Below are 14914 nucleotides of genomic sequence, written 5' to 3'. Positions count from 1 at the left end.
AGGCAATTTATTCCAGTCCGGCAATTCCCCTTTTCCGTCCCCCGACGCACGCAAATCCAAGGTCAGGGAGCCGCTCCGGAGGCCGGAACGAGCCACTGAAAACCTCGCAAAAATCTGGAAACTTATTACTGGCGCGGACTTCTTCCGGCCACGCTCGAAACCGGAGCGCATGACCAATAAGAGGCGACTCGTTTCGAGCCGTCAAGGATTCGTTTTTGTAACTTTTACGACCCCAACATGTTGTGTGCCGGCTATGTGGATAATGGGGAGGATTTTGCAAAAACCGGCCTCCCGTCGATTCCTGGCTTGCAGGGAGAGAATCGCAGAATCGGGCAAGGGCGGCCCGCCCGCGTGCCCTCCATCTGTCCGTCATCCAAGGCCCGGCGGAAGGCGAGGGCGGCGCAATCCCTCACGCGTCCTTACGCGCCCGCCCACGGGGCGAATGACGCCGCTGACTATCCATTGCCTCAATTCCGCACTATATGCAGGCGATCGCCCGCAGGACTTACCGGCCGGACCATGACGCGGCTCAATGCACATCTCGGAAGGACGACCGACATGCTGTCGGCGTTTTTCCTGTTGCTTGCCGTCATGCTCGCCGGCGGCTACGGGCCGCCCGCCCAGCAGGTTGGGTCGGCCCCGGCCACGTCGCAGTCCGCGCCGACCGATCTCGGCGCCGGCGGCCACCGCCGTGCCCCGTTCGTCTCGAAGCAGCAGATGCTCGCCGGCGAAGCCCGCGACCTCAAGGCTGCATCCTGGGACGGCGGCAAGTCGAAAGCCTTCGTTCCCGCGAAAGGCTTTGAGCTGGCCGATGTCGCGGCCGGCGCCGACCAGGCGCTGCCGGTAGCCGTCTCCTCTGTCTCCATCGCGGCATCGCCCTTCGATGCCCGCGCTCCCCCTGCCGGATCCTGATCGCTGAACCGCGGCCCGCCGTGGCTGCATCTTCGATTTAGGGCTTCGACCGCGCGCATGGCGCCGGCGATGGTCCACCGACAGGATCAACCGACATGCGCACCCCAAGATGGGTCGTGGTGACTTACGTCATCCTCATACTCGCCGGCGTCCTCGCCGCGCTTCCCAACATGTTCACCCCCCAGCAGCTTGCGGCCTTGCCGAGCTGGGTTCCCAAACAGCAGATCACCCTAGGCCTCGATCTGCAGGGCGGTTCGCACCTGGTGCTCGAGGTCGACGCCGCCGCGCTGAAGACCGACCGGCTGCGCTCGCTGCTCGACGACATGCGCAACACGCTACGCAAGGAGCGCATCGATTCGCGCTCGGCGCGCATCTCGTCCGGCGTCATCACGGTGACAATCGACAATCCGGACCAGCTCGCGAAGGCGCAGGAAGTGATCGGCGCCATGGCGACGCAGATCGGCATCACCGGCCAGAAGGACCTCGACGTCACCACCGAAGGCAAGCTGATCAAGGTCGCGCTGACTGATGCCGGCATCAACGACCGGCTTAACGCCGCCTTGCAGCAGAGCCTCGAGATCGTCCGCCAGCGCGTCGACCAGGTGGGCGTCGCCGAGCCGACCATCCAGCGCGTCGGCTCGAACCGCATGCTCGTGCAGCTTCCGGGCCTCCAGGATCCGACGCGGCTGCGCCAGCTGCTCGGCTCGACGGCCAAGATGACCTTCCATCTCCTGGCGAACACTGCCAATGGAGAGCCGCTGCCGGTCGGCGTCACCATGCTGCCCGACGCCAAGTCCGGCGCCCAATATCCGGTCGAGGACCGCGTCGCGCTCGACGGTGAGCATCTGACGGACGCGCGCGCCAGCTTTGACCAGCGCACGCATGAGCCCCTGGTCACCTTCCGCTTCGACAGCATCGGCGCCCGGAAATTCGCAGAGATCACCAGCGCCAATGTCGGCCGGCCCTTCGCCATCGTGCTCGACGGCAAGGTGCTCTCGGCGCCGGTCATCCGCGAGCCGATCACCGGCGGTTCGGGCCAGATCAGCGGCAACTTCACCGTCGACGAGACCTCGACGCTGTCGGCGCTGCTTCGCGCCGGCGCGCTGCCGGCGCCGCTCACCGTCATCGAGGAGCGCACCGTCGGTCCCGACCTCGGCGGCGACGTCATCAAGATGGGCATCTACACCGGCATTGCCGGCTTCGCCGCGGTCGTGCTGTTCATGGTCGCGCTCTACGGCTCGTGGGGCATGATCGCGAACTTCGCGCTGTTCCTGCACCTCGTGCTCACCTTCGGCGTTCTCAACATCATCGGCGCGACGCTGACGCTGCCCGGCATCGCCGGCATCATCCTCGGCATCGGCTTCGGCGTCGACGCCAACATCCTGATCAACGAGCGGATACGCGAGGAGGCGAAGAAGGGGCTCAGCGCCTTCGCGGCCCTGGATAACGGCTTCAAGCGGGCCTATTCGACCATCGTCGACGCCAATGTGACGTCGCTGATCGCCACCAGCCTGCTCTTCATGTTCGGCTCCGGCCCGGTGAAGGGCTTTGCCATCACCATGTTCCTCGGCACCTGCCTGTCGATGTTCACGGCGGTGTCGGTCACCCGCATCCTGATGGCCAGCGTGGTACGCAGGAAGAAGCTGAAGACGATCACCATCGAGCCGCTGGTCCGCTTCTTCCCCGACAAGACCTCGATCGCCTTCATGAAGGGGCGTTATCTCGGCATCGCGACGTCGATCCTGCTCTCGCTGGCGTCGGTCGCGCTGTTCATCAAGCCCGGCCTCAACTACGGCATCGACTTCAAGGGCGGCATCCAGGTCGAGATAACGACCTCGCAGCCGGCCGACCTCGCCACGCTGCGTTCCACGCTGAGCGACATCGGCGTCGGCGAGGTGACGCTGCAGCAGGTCGGCGGCGTCGACAACGACGTTCTGATCCGCGTGCAGCGGCAGGAAGGCGGCGAGCAGGCGCAGACCAAGGCGGTCGACGCGGTCAAGCAGGCCGTGCTCAAGCTCGACCCGGCGGTCAAGTTCGACAAGACCGACGTCGTCGGACCGAAAGTGAGCGGCGAGCTCGCGCAGTCGGGCGTCATGGCCGTCGTCCTCGCGGCGCTCGCGATGCTCGCCTACATCTGGTGGCGCTTCGAGTGGAATTTCGCGATCGGCGCGATCGCGACGCTGATACTCGACACCACCAAGATGGTCGGCTTCTTCGCGCTGTTCCAGCTCGACTTCAACCTGACGGCTATCGCGGCACTGCTCACCATCATCGGCTATTCGGTGAACGACAAGGTGGTGGTCTACGACCGCATGCGTGAGAACCTCCGGCTCTACAAGAAGATGCCGTTGCGCGAGATAATCGACATGAGCATCAACCAGGTGTTCGCGCGCTGCATCTACACCTCGGTGGCGATCCTGCTCTCCATGGCGCCGATGGCGATCTGGGGCGGCAGCGCGGTGGAGAATTTCGCCGTGCCGATGGTGTTCGGCGTGGTCGTCGCAACGACCTCCTCGATCTTCATCGCGGCGCCCATCCTGCTTCTCCTCGGCGACTGGTGGAAGCACCGCCACCAGCGCGAGGAGGCGGCCGCGTCGGCCAACCTCGTCAAGGCCTGACGCCGCCCTTGCCGGAGCCGCCATCCCTGCGGCGGCTCCGGCGTGACTGGAATCCGGCGGTACGAAAAAAGTCACAACATTGCCGCCTAACGATCATTGGCGAGCCACGTTTACCTTCCTATCTATGGTGAGCGGGGCGCTTTCGAGGAGGCGAAAGATGACCGAGGGCACGACTACCGTACTAGACGAACTGCTGGACGATCCGATGGTGAAGTTGGTGATGGCGCGCGACAGCGTGCGTCCCGAGGAATTGCGCGGCATGCTCGAACGGCATCGCATCGTCGCGATCGAAAAAGGCCTGGTACCGCCGGCCCATGTCATCGCCTCCTGTCAGGCACGTCATCTGTGCTATTGACCTCCGTCCGCTCGCACTGAGCCGACCCCGGGCGCCTGCCTCCAGGCGCCCCCGCTGCATTTTTTCCGGATTTTTGACGTCGTCTTAACCCAAACCGCCAGCGATTCGTCGTCGCCGGCCGTCCCGTTAAGGATTTGATTCAAACTTTGTTGGTATTTCCCCGCTAGCGACTTGAGTCTTCGGGTCTGCACGTGCCGACCTGCCTTCGGTTTGTAACGCGTACGGGGCAACATGCGTTCGTTTCTTCTCCTGGCATGCCTGGGAATGTCCGCGATCGGCCTCGCCGGTTGTACGGCCAGCAGCAAGGGCATCGACGCGCTCGGTCTCGACAGGCTGAAACCCTCCACGGAAACCACGAGTTCCATCCCGCGGCCGAACGCGCCCGTCTCCGCGGCCGCGGCCACGGCACAGGCCGAAATCGTCAGCATCAACGAGGAGATGACCACTCTCGCCGATGCCGGCATGCCGCCGGTGGTGCCGAGCGCGCTGGTCGGCGACGACGAGCCGAGCGCGGTCGAGGCCATGGAGCGTGTGGCGCTCGTTGTCCCGGAAAAGTCGAAAGTCGCCAAGGCGGCCGTTGGACCCATCCATCGGCACCGTTTCCGCGACGCCAAGCCGATCAATTTCGGCAAGCTGTCGCCCAAGAACTATGCCGTGCACGGCGTCGACGTCTCCCGCTGGCAGGGCGACATCGACTGGCCGACGCTGCGCACCCAGGGCGCCAATTTCGTCTACATCAAGGCGACCGACGGCGGCGACCATCTCGACCCCATGTTCAAGAAGAACTGGCGCGAGGCGCATCAGGCCGGCCTGAAGCGCGGCGCCTATCATTTCTTCTACTGGTGCCGGGTGGCGAGCGAGCAGGCCGACTGGTTCATCCGCAACGTGCCCAAGGTCGAGGGCGCGCTGCCGCCCGTCATCGACGTGGAATACAACGGCCAGTCGAGCTGCAAGCGCAGGCTCTTGCCCGAGAAGCGGCGCGAGAAGATGCAGGTCTTCATGGACCGGCTGGAGGCGCATTACGGCCAGCGGCCGGTCATCTACACCGCCCCCGACTTCTACGCCGACAATCTGCGCGGCCATTTCAAGAACTACCCGTTCTGGCTGCGCGCCGTGGCCGAGCATCCCTCGAAGGTCTATCCGGGCCGCGACTTCGTGTTCTGGCAATATTCCGGATCGGGCTTGTCGCAGGGCGTGAAGGGCAAGATCGACCTCAACGTGTTCAACGGTACCGAAGCGCAATGGCGCCGCTGGGTCGGCGGACAGGCGCTGGTCGCGTCGCAGTAGGCGAGTTTGATCGAGGGCGCCATCTCCCGCCATTTGCCTGTCGCGGTCTTTATGCACTATGTGACAGGTTAAGCTGGGAAAAGCGCCGTTGAAGGAACCTAGGATCAGGGCAGTCGAGCGGGAACGGCCGCTCTTCGGCGCGGCTGCGCCGACGCGGGCGGCGGTGATCGCCCCGCTTTCGGCAGCGCGCTGGCTGCTGCTGCTGGTGATACTGGCCGGCGTCTATTTCTTCCACGGCTTCATCGTTCCCGTCCTTGCCGCGCTGGTCATCGCCTTCGCGAGCTGGCCGCTCTACCGCAAGCTGCTGGACGCGGTCGGCGGCAGCCGGACGATCGCCGCCAGCATCGCGCTGCTGCTGATCCTGGCCTTTCTCATCGTGCCGATCACGCTGGCCGGCAGCTACGCGATCACCGAAATACGGGAATGGGTCGGCTGGGCTCTGGAAACCAACCGCCTCGGCGCACCGACGCCCGGATGGATCGCCCAACTGCCGATCGTCGGCGAGTGGCTCGACCAGCAGTGGACGAGGCATCTGGCCCATCCCGGCGGCATCGGCGAGATCATCCAGCTCGTCAGCGGCGCCAACATAGGCAGTATCTACCGCGGCGTGGTGGCGGCGGGCGGCAGCGCCTTCAGCCTGCTGCTCACCCTGCTTTTCATGCTGATCGCGCTGTTCTTCACCTATCGCGACGGTGAGCGGTTCGCCGCGCAGGTGGACCGGCTCGGCGAACGCATCCTGCCGATGCGTTGGGAGCGCATCTCGCGCGTGGTGCCGGCGACGATCAGCTCGACCGTCACCGGCATGACGCTGATTGCGATCGGCGAGGGCGTGGTGCTTGGCATCGCCTACTGGATCGCCGGGGTGCCGTCGCCGGTCACGCTCGGTGCGCTCACCGGCCTGATGGCGCTGATCCCCGGCGGCGCGCCGCTTTCCTTCACGCTGGTGTCGATCTACCTGGTCGCCAGCGGTTCGCCATTCGCCGGCGTTGCGCTTTTCCTGTGGGGCTCCATCGAGCTTTTCATCGTCGACAAGACGCTGCGGCCGAAACTCGTCGGCGGGCCGATCAAGCTGCCTTTCCTGCCGACCTTCTTCGGGCTGATCGGTGGCGTGAAGACGATGGGCCTGCTCGGGCTGTTCATCGGCCCGGTGCTGATGGCGCTGCTGGTGTCGATCTGGCGCGAGTGGCTGCGCGAGGCGGAACTGGCGGTCGAAGCGGCCCCCGAGCCGATCGCCGAACTGCCGGCCGTCGTGGAAGCCGCGCCTGAAGGCGAAGCCGGCCCGGCAAAAGCCACAATCGGATTGAAGACGTAGGGTTTCCACGTCTCGGGTAACGCATGACCAACGACACCACACGGCCATACCGGCCGGCCGCGATATTTGTGCTGCTGGGGCTACTGGCCGTTGCCGGCTGCCAGGGCGTGAAGGGCGGCGCAGGCGTTGGCGCGTCGGCTTCCGGCGAGATGTATCTGACCTCGATCCGCACCGACCACGGCCTGCCGCCGCTGTCGCCCGACAGGAGGCTGGAGAAGGCTGCGGCGCAGCAGGCGGGCTACATGGCCAGCGCGTCGTCGATGAACCACCGCACCGGCTGGCGCAAGGATTTCGCCACTCGCATGAAGGAGAACGGCGTCGAGGGCGCGGCGGCCGAAAACGTCGCCCATGGTGCGATGAGCACCGAGAAGCTGTTCCAGATGTGGATGGATTCGCAAGGCCATCGCCGCAACATGCTCGACCCCCGCTTCGCCCATTACGGGCTGGCGTCGGCCGAAGACGGGCAGGGGCGGAAATACTGGGCGCTGGTGCTGGGCAGATAGCCTACGCCGGATATCTGACTGCCAGCGCGGCGCGGCGCTTGCGTCCCTCGGCCAGTTGCCAGATGGAATGTGCAACGAGCGCCGTGATGAGGATGATGCCGCCGGTCAGGCTGGCGCGCGAAGGCGTCTCGTGGAAGATCAGCCACATCCAGACAGGCGCGAGCACCGTCTCCAGCAGATAGAACATCGCGACCTCGGGGCCGGAGATGTAGCGCGGCCCCTGGGCGAGGCAGAAGAACGACAGCGGCATGATCACCGCGCCGTTGAAGAGGAGCCACCAGGGCTCGTCGACGCGGAAACCGGTGCCGCCGACCATGAACGCCGCCACGGCGAAGGGGAAGATGACGCCGACGAGCGCGGTAAATCCCATGTCGTCGTTGCTGGCGCGCGAGATGGTGATGGCCGCTGCAAGACTGAGCGCCGCGCAGGCGGCCATCAGGTCGCCGAACAGGTTGCCAGTGCCGACCGAGTCCCAGACGATGATGAGGATGCCGAGGATCATCGCGGCCATGGCGAGAAGGGTGCCGCCGCGCGGCCGCTCGCCGAGGAAGATCCATGACAGCAGCGCCGCGAACATGGTGTTGAAGGCGAGGATGAAGACGAGGTTCGCGGTCGTCGTGTTGTAGACCGCCGTGATGAAGAAGATCGAGCCGAGGCCGTAGAGGCCGGCGACGATCAGGCCTTTGCGGCCGGGGACCAGCTTCGGCGCCGACGGTGTGATCAGCCGCCAGATCGCCCAGATGACGAGGGCGGAGAGGAAGGTCGTGCCGGTGCGCATCAACAGCACCGACCAGGCCTCGCCGCCGGACAGTTTCAGCAGCGGGATGTCGATGGTGAGCGCGAGGCCGCCTATGCCGGTGATAAGCAGGCCTTTGGCATGATTGGTGTTGGTTGCTGGCATCTCGCACCGTCGCAGAGCATTTTGGTTCCTCAGCATTTAGCGACGCGAGGCCAGGTCGGCCTCACGGGCAAAATGCTGCGGTATAGCGGCGGCGTAGCATTACGGGCCGGCTGGTCGTCGGGTCTGCCCGAGGGTCAGGGGTGTCCGTCGAAGCGTTCCCAGCCCTTCGGGCCGAGATGCTCCTGTGGCAGGAAGCGCACCTTATAGTCCATCTTGCGCGAGCCGTTGACCCAGTAGCCGAGATAGACATGGGGCAGGCCGGCGGCGCGGGCGCGCGCGATGTGGTCGAGGATCATGAAGGTGCCGAGCGAGCGGTCGGCGAACTCGGGATTGAAGTAGGAATAGACCATCGACAGGCCGTCGGCCATCTTGTCGGTGAGCGCCACCGCGATCAGTTCGCCGACGCCCCGGCCGGTGATGAAGGTGTCCGGGCCGCGCCGGCGATACTCGATGACCTTGGTGTCGACATGGGTGTCCTCGACCATCATGGCGTAGTCGAGCACGGTCATGTCGGACATGCCGCCCTTGCGGTGCCGCGCGTCGAGATAGGTGCGGAAGAGGGAGTATTGCTCGGTGGACGGCTCGGCGTCGTGCATCTCGCCGATCAGGTCGGCATTGTGCTGGATGACGCGGCGCATGTTCCTGGTGGCCTTGAACTCGTCGGCGAGGATGCGCACCGAGATGCAGGCGCGGCAACTCTCGCAGGCCGGACGGTATGCGATGTTCTGCGAGCGGCGGAAGCCGCCCTGGGTCAGGAGATCGTTCATCTCCGGAGCCTTGTCGCCGACTAGGTGAGTGAAGACTTTTCGCTCGAACTGGCCGTCGACATAGGGGCAGGGCGACGGCGCGGTCAGGAAGAACTGCGGCGACTGTGTCGGATGGTGCGTCATCGCGTGCCGGGACATTCTACTCCTTGCGAATCGCTCTACCTTGAAGCCTGTCGCAAAAAATTCAACTGGATTGTGCGCGACATGATTCGACGCCCGGCCTTTCCCGTCAAGCGGCCAGGGCAATCGAGCGAGTGCGTCAGCGGTCGGAGCGGGTGACGACCGTGCCGAGCAGCAGGTCGTGCAGCGTCCGCTTGCGGTCGGCGAAGAGCGAGACGAGCAGGATGAGCGGCGTCAGCACGACGTTGCCTGCCCAGAAGAGCACCGAATGCACGACGGCGAGCAGCCCGTCGACGGGCCTGCCGTCGAGGCGGTCGAGCCGGATGCCCATCATGCGCATGCCCGAGGTGGCCTGGTTGGGGCCGCCAAGCGTGCTCCAGACATAGACGAGCGCGACGGCCGGACCGAGGACCGCGAAAAGCGACCAGCCGAGGCCGAAGGTCAAAAGGCCGAGGAAAAACACCAGGATCGCAAAGGGGATGAGCAGCAGCGCCACGATCAGGTAATCGATGAGGAACGCAAAGATACGCCTCGTACGCACGCCGTCATAGACACTGACGTCGTCGAGCCGGGATGCAATGATCTCGCCGTCGAGAATGCGGGCGTTCACTCTGGTTCTCCTGTGGTGCGGCGTCGTGCGCCTGCCAGGCGAAGATGGTGAAGGGCGGCCGCCGATTCAAGCAAAAGCCATCAAAACGGAGGCCGTCCGGCCACCGATCCGGACGCGCGTAAAATTTTTTGACTGGATGTCGAATCCCCGAGTTCCAGATCGTCATATGGGTGAACAAAGGAGAAGAGACATGCCGAAGATGATTTTCGTCAACCTGCCGGTCACCGACCTGAAGCGCGCCACCGCGTTCTACGAGGCGATCGGAGCGACGAAAAACCCGCAATTCAGCGACGATACGGCGTCCTGCATGGTGTTTTCGGACACCATCTACGCGATGCTCCTGACACACGCGAAATACGCCGAGTTCACGCCCAAGAAGATCGTTGACGCCAGGACCTCGAGCGAGGTGTTGATCGCGCTTTCGGCGGACAGCCGCGAGGACGTCGACGCCATGGTGGGCAAGGCGAAGGCAGGCGGCGGTTCGCTCGACCCGACGCCGACGCAGGATTTCGGCTTCATGTACGGGCGCAGCTTCGAGGATCCGGACGGTCACATCTGGGAAGTGATGTGGATGGACGTCGAGGCGGCCACGCAGTCGGGGGGCGATCAGCCAGCAGCGGCCTAACCTGGAGGAACAGCCATGCCTGCCAAGGTATCGAAGGTCATGCCCTTTCTCTGGTATGCCAGGCAAGCCGAGGAAGCGGTACGCTTCTATGTCTCGCTCATCCCGAATTCGAGCGTCGACAATATTTGGACGCTGCAGGCCGAATCGCCGAGCGGACCACCCGGCTCGGTGAAGATCGTCGAGTTCACACTCGGCGGCGTCCAGTTCCAGGCCATGGAGGCCGGCCCGCTGGACCAGTTCAACCATGCGGTGTCCTTCCTGATCAATTGCGACGACCAGGCAGAGATCGACCGTCTGTGGGATGCGCTGGGCGAGGGCGGTTCCTACGAGGCCTGCGGCTGGCTGAAGGACAAATACGGCGTGTCCTGGCAGATCGCCCCGGCTGAGCTCTTCGACATGATGAAGGGCAAGGATTCGGCGCGCGTCAAACGCGTGGCCGAAACCATGCTCGAAATGGTGAAGCTCGAGATAGAGCCGCTCAGAAAAGCTTACGAGGGAACGAAGGCTGCCTGATGTTAGCCCCGAGGCGCTGCCGTCGAATTCCTGATGAGGAGCTCGACGTCCAGCGTCTCGCGGCGGATCGCGCCGTCGAAGGACAAGATCATTTCGACGGCGCTGCGGCCCATCCTGGCCATGGGCTGGGCGATGGTTGTAAGCGCCGGCTCCGAGATATCGCCTTCCGGCACCCCGTCGAAACCGATGACCGAGACGTCGCCGGGCACCGATATGCCGCGCGCCGCGAGCCAGTCGAGCGCATGGAGGGCGACCTTGTCGGACATCGCCAGAATTGCTGTCGGCGGGTTCTCCAGGGCAAAGAAGTGCTCCAGCCCGGCGGAGGTGGTCGCCTCGTCGTTCAGCGTCTCGTAGATCGGCACGGAGGTGGGATCGATGCCGGCTTCGGTGATTGCCTCGATATAACCGGCCGTACGGTCGCGGGTGCCGGCGTAGATGGCGTCTTTGGCGCGTTCTACGGAAGCGGGACCGTGCGATCCCTCGTCGAACTCCAGCGAGAGGATGGCGAAACGCTTGTGGCCGAGGCCGGTGAGGTGGCGCGCGGCAAGACGCGCGCCGGCGGCGTCGTCGACGCCGATGGCCGCGATCGTCTCATCGTCGAAGCCGAAGTCGAGCGCCACGAAAGGCAGGCCGCGCTCGCGGGTGAGTTCGACCAGCCGGGAGCCGCCTTCGAGGCAGAAGACGATGAAGCCGTCGACCAGCGCGCTGCGGATGTTCCAGGCAAGCTGCTCGTCATTGGCGGCCGAGACCAGCGAGATACCGGCACCCGTGCGGTCGCAGGCCTCGCTGATGCCCGACATGACGACGCGGGCAAAGGGGTCGTCGAAGAAATAGGAAAGCGGCTCGGCAGTGGCGACGCCGATGGCGTTGACCTTGCCGGCGCGCAGCAGCCGGCCCTTGGGATCGGGACCGCCATAACCCAGCTTTTCGGCGGCAGCCTTGACCCGTTCGCGCACTTCCTCGCGCACGATCTCCGGCCGCGAGAAGACGTTGGAGGCGGTGCCGTGCGACACGCCCGCCGCCTTCGCGACATCCGCCAGCCTGACCGGCCTGAGTTTTGCGTCCACGCCCGATGCTCCGGTTATCGAAAGTCATATATCATCAGGCTTGGATCGGTTCAAATATGCTTGACTTCGATGCGTGTTCCACTATTATTTTGAATCGATCCAAGACAGAAATCTGGATATCGATTGGATCGATTCAAGAAGGAGCATGCAATGCATCCGGTCAACTATCTGTTCGAAGAGATCAACCGGGATTACTGGGGCATCCCACCGCGCCCCGAGCGGCCGTCGCGCAAGGATCGCGAGCTTCCGGCCTGGCGCCTGCCGCGCTTCAGGCGCGAGCAAGAGGTTCACTGATCTGCCCGCCACATCGATGTTCGCGCCTCGACTGGTTTTCCCGGTGTGCTAAATGACGGAGTGGAGGAGGGCCCGATCAAGGCGGGCCGTGTCCGGCTGTCATGCAAAATGAGCTGCCACGCCAGTTGAGCCAGGGACAGGGACCGCTGTCGCCCGCCGAGTTCGTGACCACGATCTCGCATTTCCATCGCGCCGAGATCGCCCGCATGGCGGGCTGGCGCGACCGCATCGACCGCACCACCAACTGGGCGATCACGGTCGTCGCCGCAATGCTCTCGCTCTCGCTTTCGACGTCAAGCGCCCATCACGGCGTGCTGCTCTTCGCCATGCTGCTGATCATGCTTCTGCTCTGGATAGAGGCCCGGCGCTACCGCTTCTTCGACGTCTACCGCGCACGGGTGCGGCAACTGGAGCGGCACTATTTCGCGCAATTGTTCTCGCCCCGAGAAGAGCATTCCGCGAACTGGCTGGCAATCCTCGGCGAAAGCCTCAGGACGCCGAAGTTTCTCATATCGCACAGGACGGCCTTCGCCCGCAGGCTGCGCCGCAACTACATCTTCATGTTCATGATCCTGCTGTTTGCCTGGGTGCTGAAGATATCGACGCCGAGCCTGCAGAGCGGGTCGGCGCCCGGAGGCCTCGTGCATTCGGCCAGCGAGGCCGTGAACAACGCCGCGTTCGGGCTGCTACCCGGATGGCTCGTCGTCACCGCGGTGGCGGCGTTCAACATTGCCCTTCTCGTCCTCGCCTTCACGGCGGGCCGGGTCGAAGGCGACGTCGCAGAGGGTGACGTGCATGTGTGAAGGGTCCGGTCAGTTCAGCGGCCAGACCACCATCAGCGCCGGCACGGCGACGACGACGACGAGCAGCGAAAGCGGCAGGCCGAGCCGCGGATAGTCCGAAAAGCGGTAGCCCCCGGGTCCCATCACCAGCGTGTTGCACTGATGGCCTATGGGGGTGAGGAAATCGCATCCGGCCCCGATCGCCACCGCCATCAGGAAAGGCTCGGGCTGGTAACCGAGCGTGGACGCGAAACCTGCCGCGATCGGTGCCATGACGAGCACCGTGGCGGCGTTGTTGAGGAAAGGCGTGACCGCCATGGCCGCGACCATGATCAGCGCCAGCGCACCGTAGCCGGGAAGGCTTGCCCCCAGATCGGCAAGCACCGAGGCGATGACGTCGGTGGCGCCGGTGCCGCGCAGGGAATCGCTGACCGGGATCAGCGCCGCCAGCATCACCAGGATGGGGCCGTCGATCGAGCCGTACACTTCGCGGATCGGTATGACGCGGAAGATGACCATGGCCACGGCCGCCGCGAAGAACGCCACCTGCACCGGCAACAGGCCGAAAGCGGTTGCTCCCATGGCGGCGGCCAGGATGAGCACGGGGACGATGCCGCGCCGCATGCTGCCGAGACGCACGGATCTTTCGGCGAGCGGCAGCAGGCCGAAATCGCGCAGGAAACGCGGCATGGTCGCCTCGCTGCCCTGCAGCACCACGACGTCGCCGAACCGCAAGGTGATCGTGCCGAGCTTCTGGTCGAAACGCTCGTTCTGGCGGCTCACGGCGAGCAGGTTGACGTTGAAGCGGTCGTAGAGAAGCAGGTTTTCCGCCGACCAGCCGATCAGGCTGGAATTCTCGCCGACCACAGCCTCGATCGCGACCGTTTCCGCGCCGCCGCCTTCGCCCACCTTGCGGTCGCTGTCGAGGCTGAGCTTGGCCTGGGCGACGAGCCTGTCGAGAGCCTCATGGTCGCCTTCGACCAGGACCCTGTCGCCGGCGCGCAGGACCACGTCCGGAAACGGCGTCAGTCGCAGGTTGTCGGAACGGATGATGGAGGTCACCAGAACGTCTCCGCCTGCGATCTTGAGCAGGTCGGCGACCGTCTTGTCGGCAACGGTGGAGTCGGCGACCACCTTTGCCTCGGCGGCATAGTTCTTGATGTCGATCGCCTCGTGGAGGCCGCCATCCTTGCGCGTGCGCTGCGGCAATATCCAGTAGAACAGGATGAGGAAGACGCAGCCCGTGACGGTCAGCAGCAATCCCACCGGCGTGAAGTCGAACATTGTGAACGGCTTGCCGGTGAGATCCTGGCGGACCTGCGCGACGACGACGTTGGGCGAGGTGCCGATCTGCGTCATCAGCCCGCCGAGCAGCGAGGCGAAGGCCATCGGCATCAGGAAGGTGGAAGGCGATGTGTTGGAGCGGCGCGCAAACTGAAAGGCGATCGGGATCATGATGGCGAGCGCGCCGATGTTCTTGACGAAGGCGGACAGCAGGGCGACGGTCACGACCAGCAGCGCGAGCTGCATGCGGATGGAGGAAACGTCGGGAAGGTAGCGCCTCAGCGCGTATTCCATGATGCCGCTGCGGGCGACGCCGGCGCTGACCAGAAGCGCGCTGCCCACGATAATCACGATGTCGTTGCTGAAGCCGGAAAAGGCATCCTCGAGCGGGACGACGCCGACGGCGAGCGCTGCGAGAAGAGCGAGGACGGCCACGAGATCGTAGCGCAGGCGGCCCCAGACGAAGGCTGCCATCATCAATGCGATTACGGCGAAGGAAAGCAGTTGAGGCAATGTGAGCATAACGACTCGCGACTGGCGCTCAAGAACGCGTGATGCGCAATTTCGTTGCCGGAACGGGTGCGGCGCTCAGCCGAGGAGCCTGCGCGGGAAGAGCGCGGAGGCGGCGATGCCCAGCCAGCCGACGACCATCAGCCCGCCGCCGATCGGCGCCGCCATCGCGAAAAGGCGGTCGTCGGCGAAGTCGCGCGACACCAGGTCGCCGGCGAAGAGCGCGACGCCGATGAGCAGCACGATCGCCGCCCAGCGCATGATGTTGTTGAACACGGCAATACCGACGACCAGCAGCACGGGCGCATGCACGACGAGGAAGGTCGCGGCGGTTGCGGTATTGGCCGCGCCGCCATGCGCCGCCACTGCGGAGAGGGCGACGCCCGCCGCGCCGCAGAGGCCGGCTGCAAGGATGAGCAGACGGGCTAGCATCGGGCGCTAGCGCCCTTTGGCA

16 protein-coding genes are annotated in these 14914 nt (G+C 64.8%); 10 read left to right on the top strand and 6 right to left on the bottom strand.

Annotation, left to right across the window (positions count from 1 at the left end; translation table 11 throughout):
* Positions 1 to 519: 519 nt before the first annotated feature.
* From D8676_RS15720 to D8676_RS15695, 6 genes are all read left to right on the top strand, one after another.
* Complete coding sequence (locus tag D8676_RS15720; RefSeq protein WP_121582015.1) at positions 520 to 912, top strand: hypothetical protein; 393 nt, start codon at positions 520 to 522, stop codon at positions 910 to 912.
* Between the two features lie 95 nt (positions 913 to 1007).
* A complete protein-coding gene (gene secD, locus D8676_RS15715; RefSeq protein ID WP_121582014.1) occupies positions 1008 to 3530 on the top strand; it encodes a protein translocase subunit SecD in 2523 nt (840 codons plus the stop codon).
* 157 nt (positions 3531 to 3687) lie between these two features.
* Positions 3688 to 3885, top strand: coding sequence for a hypothetical protein (locus D8676_RS15710; protein WP_121582013.1), 198 nt, complete (start codon positions 3688 to 3690; stop codon positions 3883 to 3885).
* Between the two features lie 231 nt (positions 3886 to 4116).
* Complete coding sequence (locus D8676_RS15705; protein ID WP_121582012.1) at positions 4117 to 5172, top strand: GH25 family lysozyme; 1056 nt, start codon at positions 4117 to 4119, stop codon at positions 5170 to 5172.
* Between the two features lie 88 nt (positions 5173 to 5260).
* Positions 5261 to 6484 carry an AI-2E family transporter gene (locus tag D8676_RS15700; protein WP_121582011.1) on the top strand — a complete coding sequence of 408 codons (1224 nt, stop codon included), beginning with the start codon at positions 5261 to 5263 and terminating at the stop codon, positions 6482 to 6484.
* 23 nt (positions 6485 to 6507) lie between these two features.
* Entirely contained in the window at positions 6508 to 6987 is a 480-nt protein-coding gene (locus tag D8676_RS15695; protein ID WP_121582010.1) for a CAP domain-containing protein, read from the top strand.
* A 1-nt stretch (position 6988) separates the two neighbouring features.
* Here D8676_RS15695 and D8676_RS15690 read toward each other — a convergent pair whose 3' ends face one another.
* The 3 genes from D8676_RS15690 to D8676_RS15680 form a co-directional block, all read right to left on the bottom strand.
* Positions 6989 to 7888, bottom strand: a complete 900-nt coding sequence (locus D8676_RS15690) for a DMT family transporter (protein WP_121582009.1) — start codon at positions 7886 to 7888, stop codon at positions 6989 to 6991.
* Positions 7889 to 8022: 134 nt separating this feature from the next.
* Complete coding sequence (locus D8676_RS15685; protein WP_121582008.1) at positions 8023 to 8778, bottom strand: arginyltransferase; 756 nt, start codon at positions 8776 to 8778, stop codon at positions 8023 to 8025.
* Between the two features lie 136 nt (positions 8779 to 8914).
* Positions 8915 to 9385: an RDD family protein gene (locus D8676_RS15680; RefSeq protein WP_121582007.1), complete on the bottom strand. Its 471-nt coding sequence runs from the start codon at positions 9383 to 9385 to the stop codon at positions 8915 to 8917.
* Positions 9386 to 9575: 190 nt separating this feature from the next.
* Between D8676_RS15680 and D8676_RS15675 the strand changes: the two genes are divergently transcribed.
* Together D8676_RS15675 and D8676_RS15670 are read left to right on the top strand one after the other, a co-directional pair.
* Complete coding sequence (locus D8676_RS15675) at positions 9576 to 10010, top strand: VOC family protein (RefSeq protein ID WP_121582006.1); 435 nt, start codon at positions 9576 to 9578, stop codon at positions 10008 to 10010.
* A gap of 15 nt (positions 10011 to 10025) precedes the next feature.
* A complete protein-coding gene (locus D8676_RS15670) occupies positions 10026 to 10523 on the top strand; it encodes a VOC family protein (protein WP_183097115.1) in 498 nt (165 codons plus the stop codon).
* A gap of 2 nt (positions 10524 to 10525) precedes the next feature.
* Here D8676_RS15670 and D8676_RS15665 read toward each other — a convergent pair whose 3' ends face one another.
* Positions 10526 to 11590 carry a LacI family DNA-binding transcriptional regulator gene (locus D8676_RS15665; RefSeq protein ID WP_121582005.1) on the bottom strand — a complete coding sequence of 355 codons (1065 nt, stop codon included), beginning with the start codon at positions 11588 to 11590 and terminating at the stop codon, positions 10526 to 10528.
* Positions 11591 to 11740: 150 nt separating this feature from the next.
* Between D8676_RS15665 and D8676_RS27350 the strand changes: the two genes are divergently transcribed.
* Positions 11741 to 11884 carry a hypothetical protein gene (locus D8676_RS27350; RefSeq protein ID WP_183097114.1) on the top strand — a complete coding sequence of 48 codons (144 nt, stop codon included), beginning with the start codon at positions 11741 to 11743 and terminating at the stop codon, positions 11882 to 11884.
* Positions 11885 to 11985: 101 nt separating this feature from the next.
* Positions 11986 to 12687: a DUF2270 domain-containing protein gene (locus tag D8676_RS15660; RefSeq protein WP_121582004.1), complete on the top strand. Its 702-nt coding sequence runs from the start codon at positions 11986 to 11988 to the stop codon at positions 12685 to 12687.
* Between the two features lie 9 nt (positions 12688 to 12696).
* Here the strand turns inward: D8676_RS15660 and D8676_RS15655 are convergent, their stop codons facing one another.
* Positions 12697 to 14472 carry an SLC13 family permease gene (locus D8676_RS15655; protein WP_121582003.1) on the bottom strand — a complete coding sequence of 592 codons (1776 nt, stop codon included), beginning with the start codon at positions 14470 to 14472 and terminating at the stop codon, positions 12697 to 12699.
* Positions 14473 to 14538: 66 nt separating this feature from the next.
* Positions 14539 to 14892 carry a DUF423 domain-containing protein gene (locus D8676_RS15650; RefSeq protein WP_121582002.1) on the bottom strand — a complete coding sequence of 118 codons (354 nt, stop codon included), beginning with the start codon at positions 14890 to 14892 and terminating at the stop codon, positions 14539 to 14541.
* Positions 14893 to 14914 lie beyond the last annotated feature (22 nt).

Source organism: Mesorhizobium sp. YM1C-6-2 (genome assembly GCF_003666685.1).
Lineage (GTDB): Bacteria > Pseudomonadota > Alphaproteobacteria > Rhizobiales > Rhizobiaceae > Mesorhizobium_K.
The sequence above is the reverse complement of the archived record's forward strand: the minus strand, read 5'-3'. Positions and strand labels throughout refer to the sequence as shown.

Excerpts from the sequence above, each read along its gene's own strand:
- D8676_RS15660 (WP_121582004.1), top strand. The coding sequence starts at position 11,986 with ATGCAAAATGAGCTGCCACGCCAGTTGAGCCAGGGACAGGGACCGCTG.
- D8676_RS15690 (WP_121582009.1), bottom strand. The coding sequence starts at position 7,888 with ATGCCAGCAACCAACACCAATCATGCCAAAGGCCTGCTTATCACCGGC.
- secD (WP_121582014.1), top strand. The coding sequence starts at position 1,008 with ATGCGCACCCCAAGATGGGTCGTGGTGACTTACGTCATCCTCATACTC.
- D8676_RS15650 (WP_121582002.1), bottom strand. The coding sequence starts at position 14,892 with ATGCTAGCCCGTCTGCTCATCCTTGCAGCCGGCCTCTGCGGCGCGGCG.
- D8676_RS15705 (WP_121582012.1), top strand. The coding sequence starts at position 4,117 with ATGCGTTCGTTTCTTCTCCTGGCATGCCTGGGAATGTCCGCGATCGGC.
- D8676_RS15710 (WP_121582013.1), top strand. The coding sequence starts at position 3,688 with ATGACCGAGGGCACGACTACCGTACTAGACGAACTGCTGGACGATCCG.
- D8676_RS15720 (WP_121582015.1), top strand. The coding sequence starts at position 520 with ATGACGCGGCTCAATGCACATCTCGGAAGGACGACCGACATGCTGTCG.
- D8676_RS27350 (WP_183097114.1), top strand. The coding sequence starts at position 11,741 with ATGCATCCGGTCAACTATCTGTTCGAAGAGATCAACCGGGATTACTGG.
- D8676_RS15655 (WP_121582003.1), bottom strand. The coding sequence starts at position 14,472 with ATGCTCACATTGCCTCAACTGCTTTCCTTCGCCGTAATCGCATTGATG.
- D8676_RS15670 (WP_183097115.1), top strand. The coding sequence starts at position 10,026 with ATGCCTGCCAAGGTATCGAAGGTCATGCCCTTTCTCTGGTATGCCAGG.
- D8676_RS15685 (WP_121582008.1), bottom strand. The coding sequence starts at position 8,778 with ATGACGCACCATCCGACACAGTCGCCGCAGTTCTTCCTGACCGCGCCG.
- D8676_RS15675 (WP_121582006.1), top strand. The coding sequence starts at position 9,576 with ATGCCGAAGATGATTTTCGTCAACCTGCCGGTCACCGACCTGAAGCGC.
- D8676_RS15695 (WP_121582010.1), top strand. The coding sequence starts at position 6,508 with ATGACCAACGACACCACACGGCCATACCGGCCGGCCGCGATATTTGTG.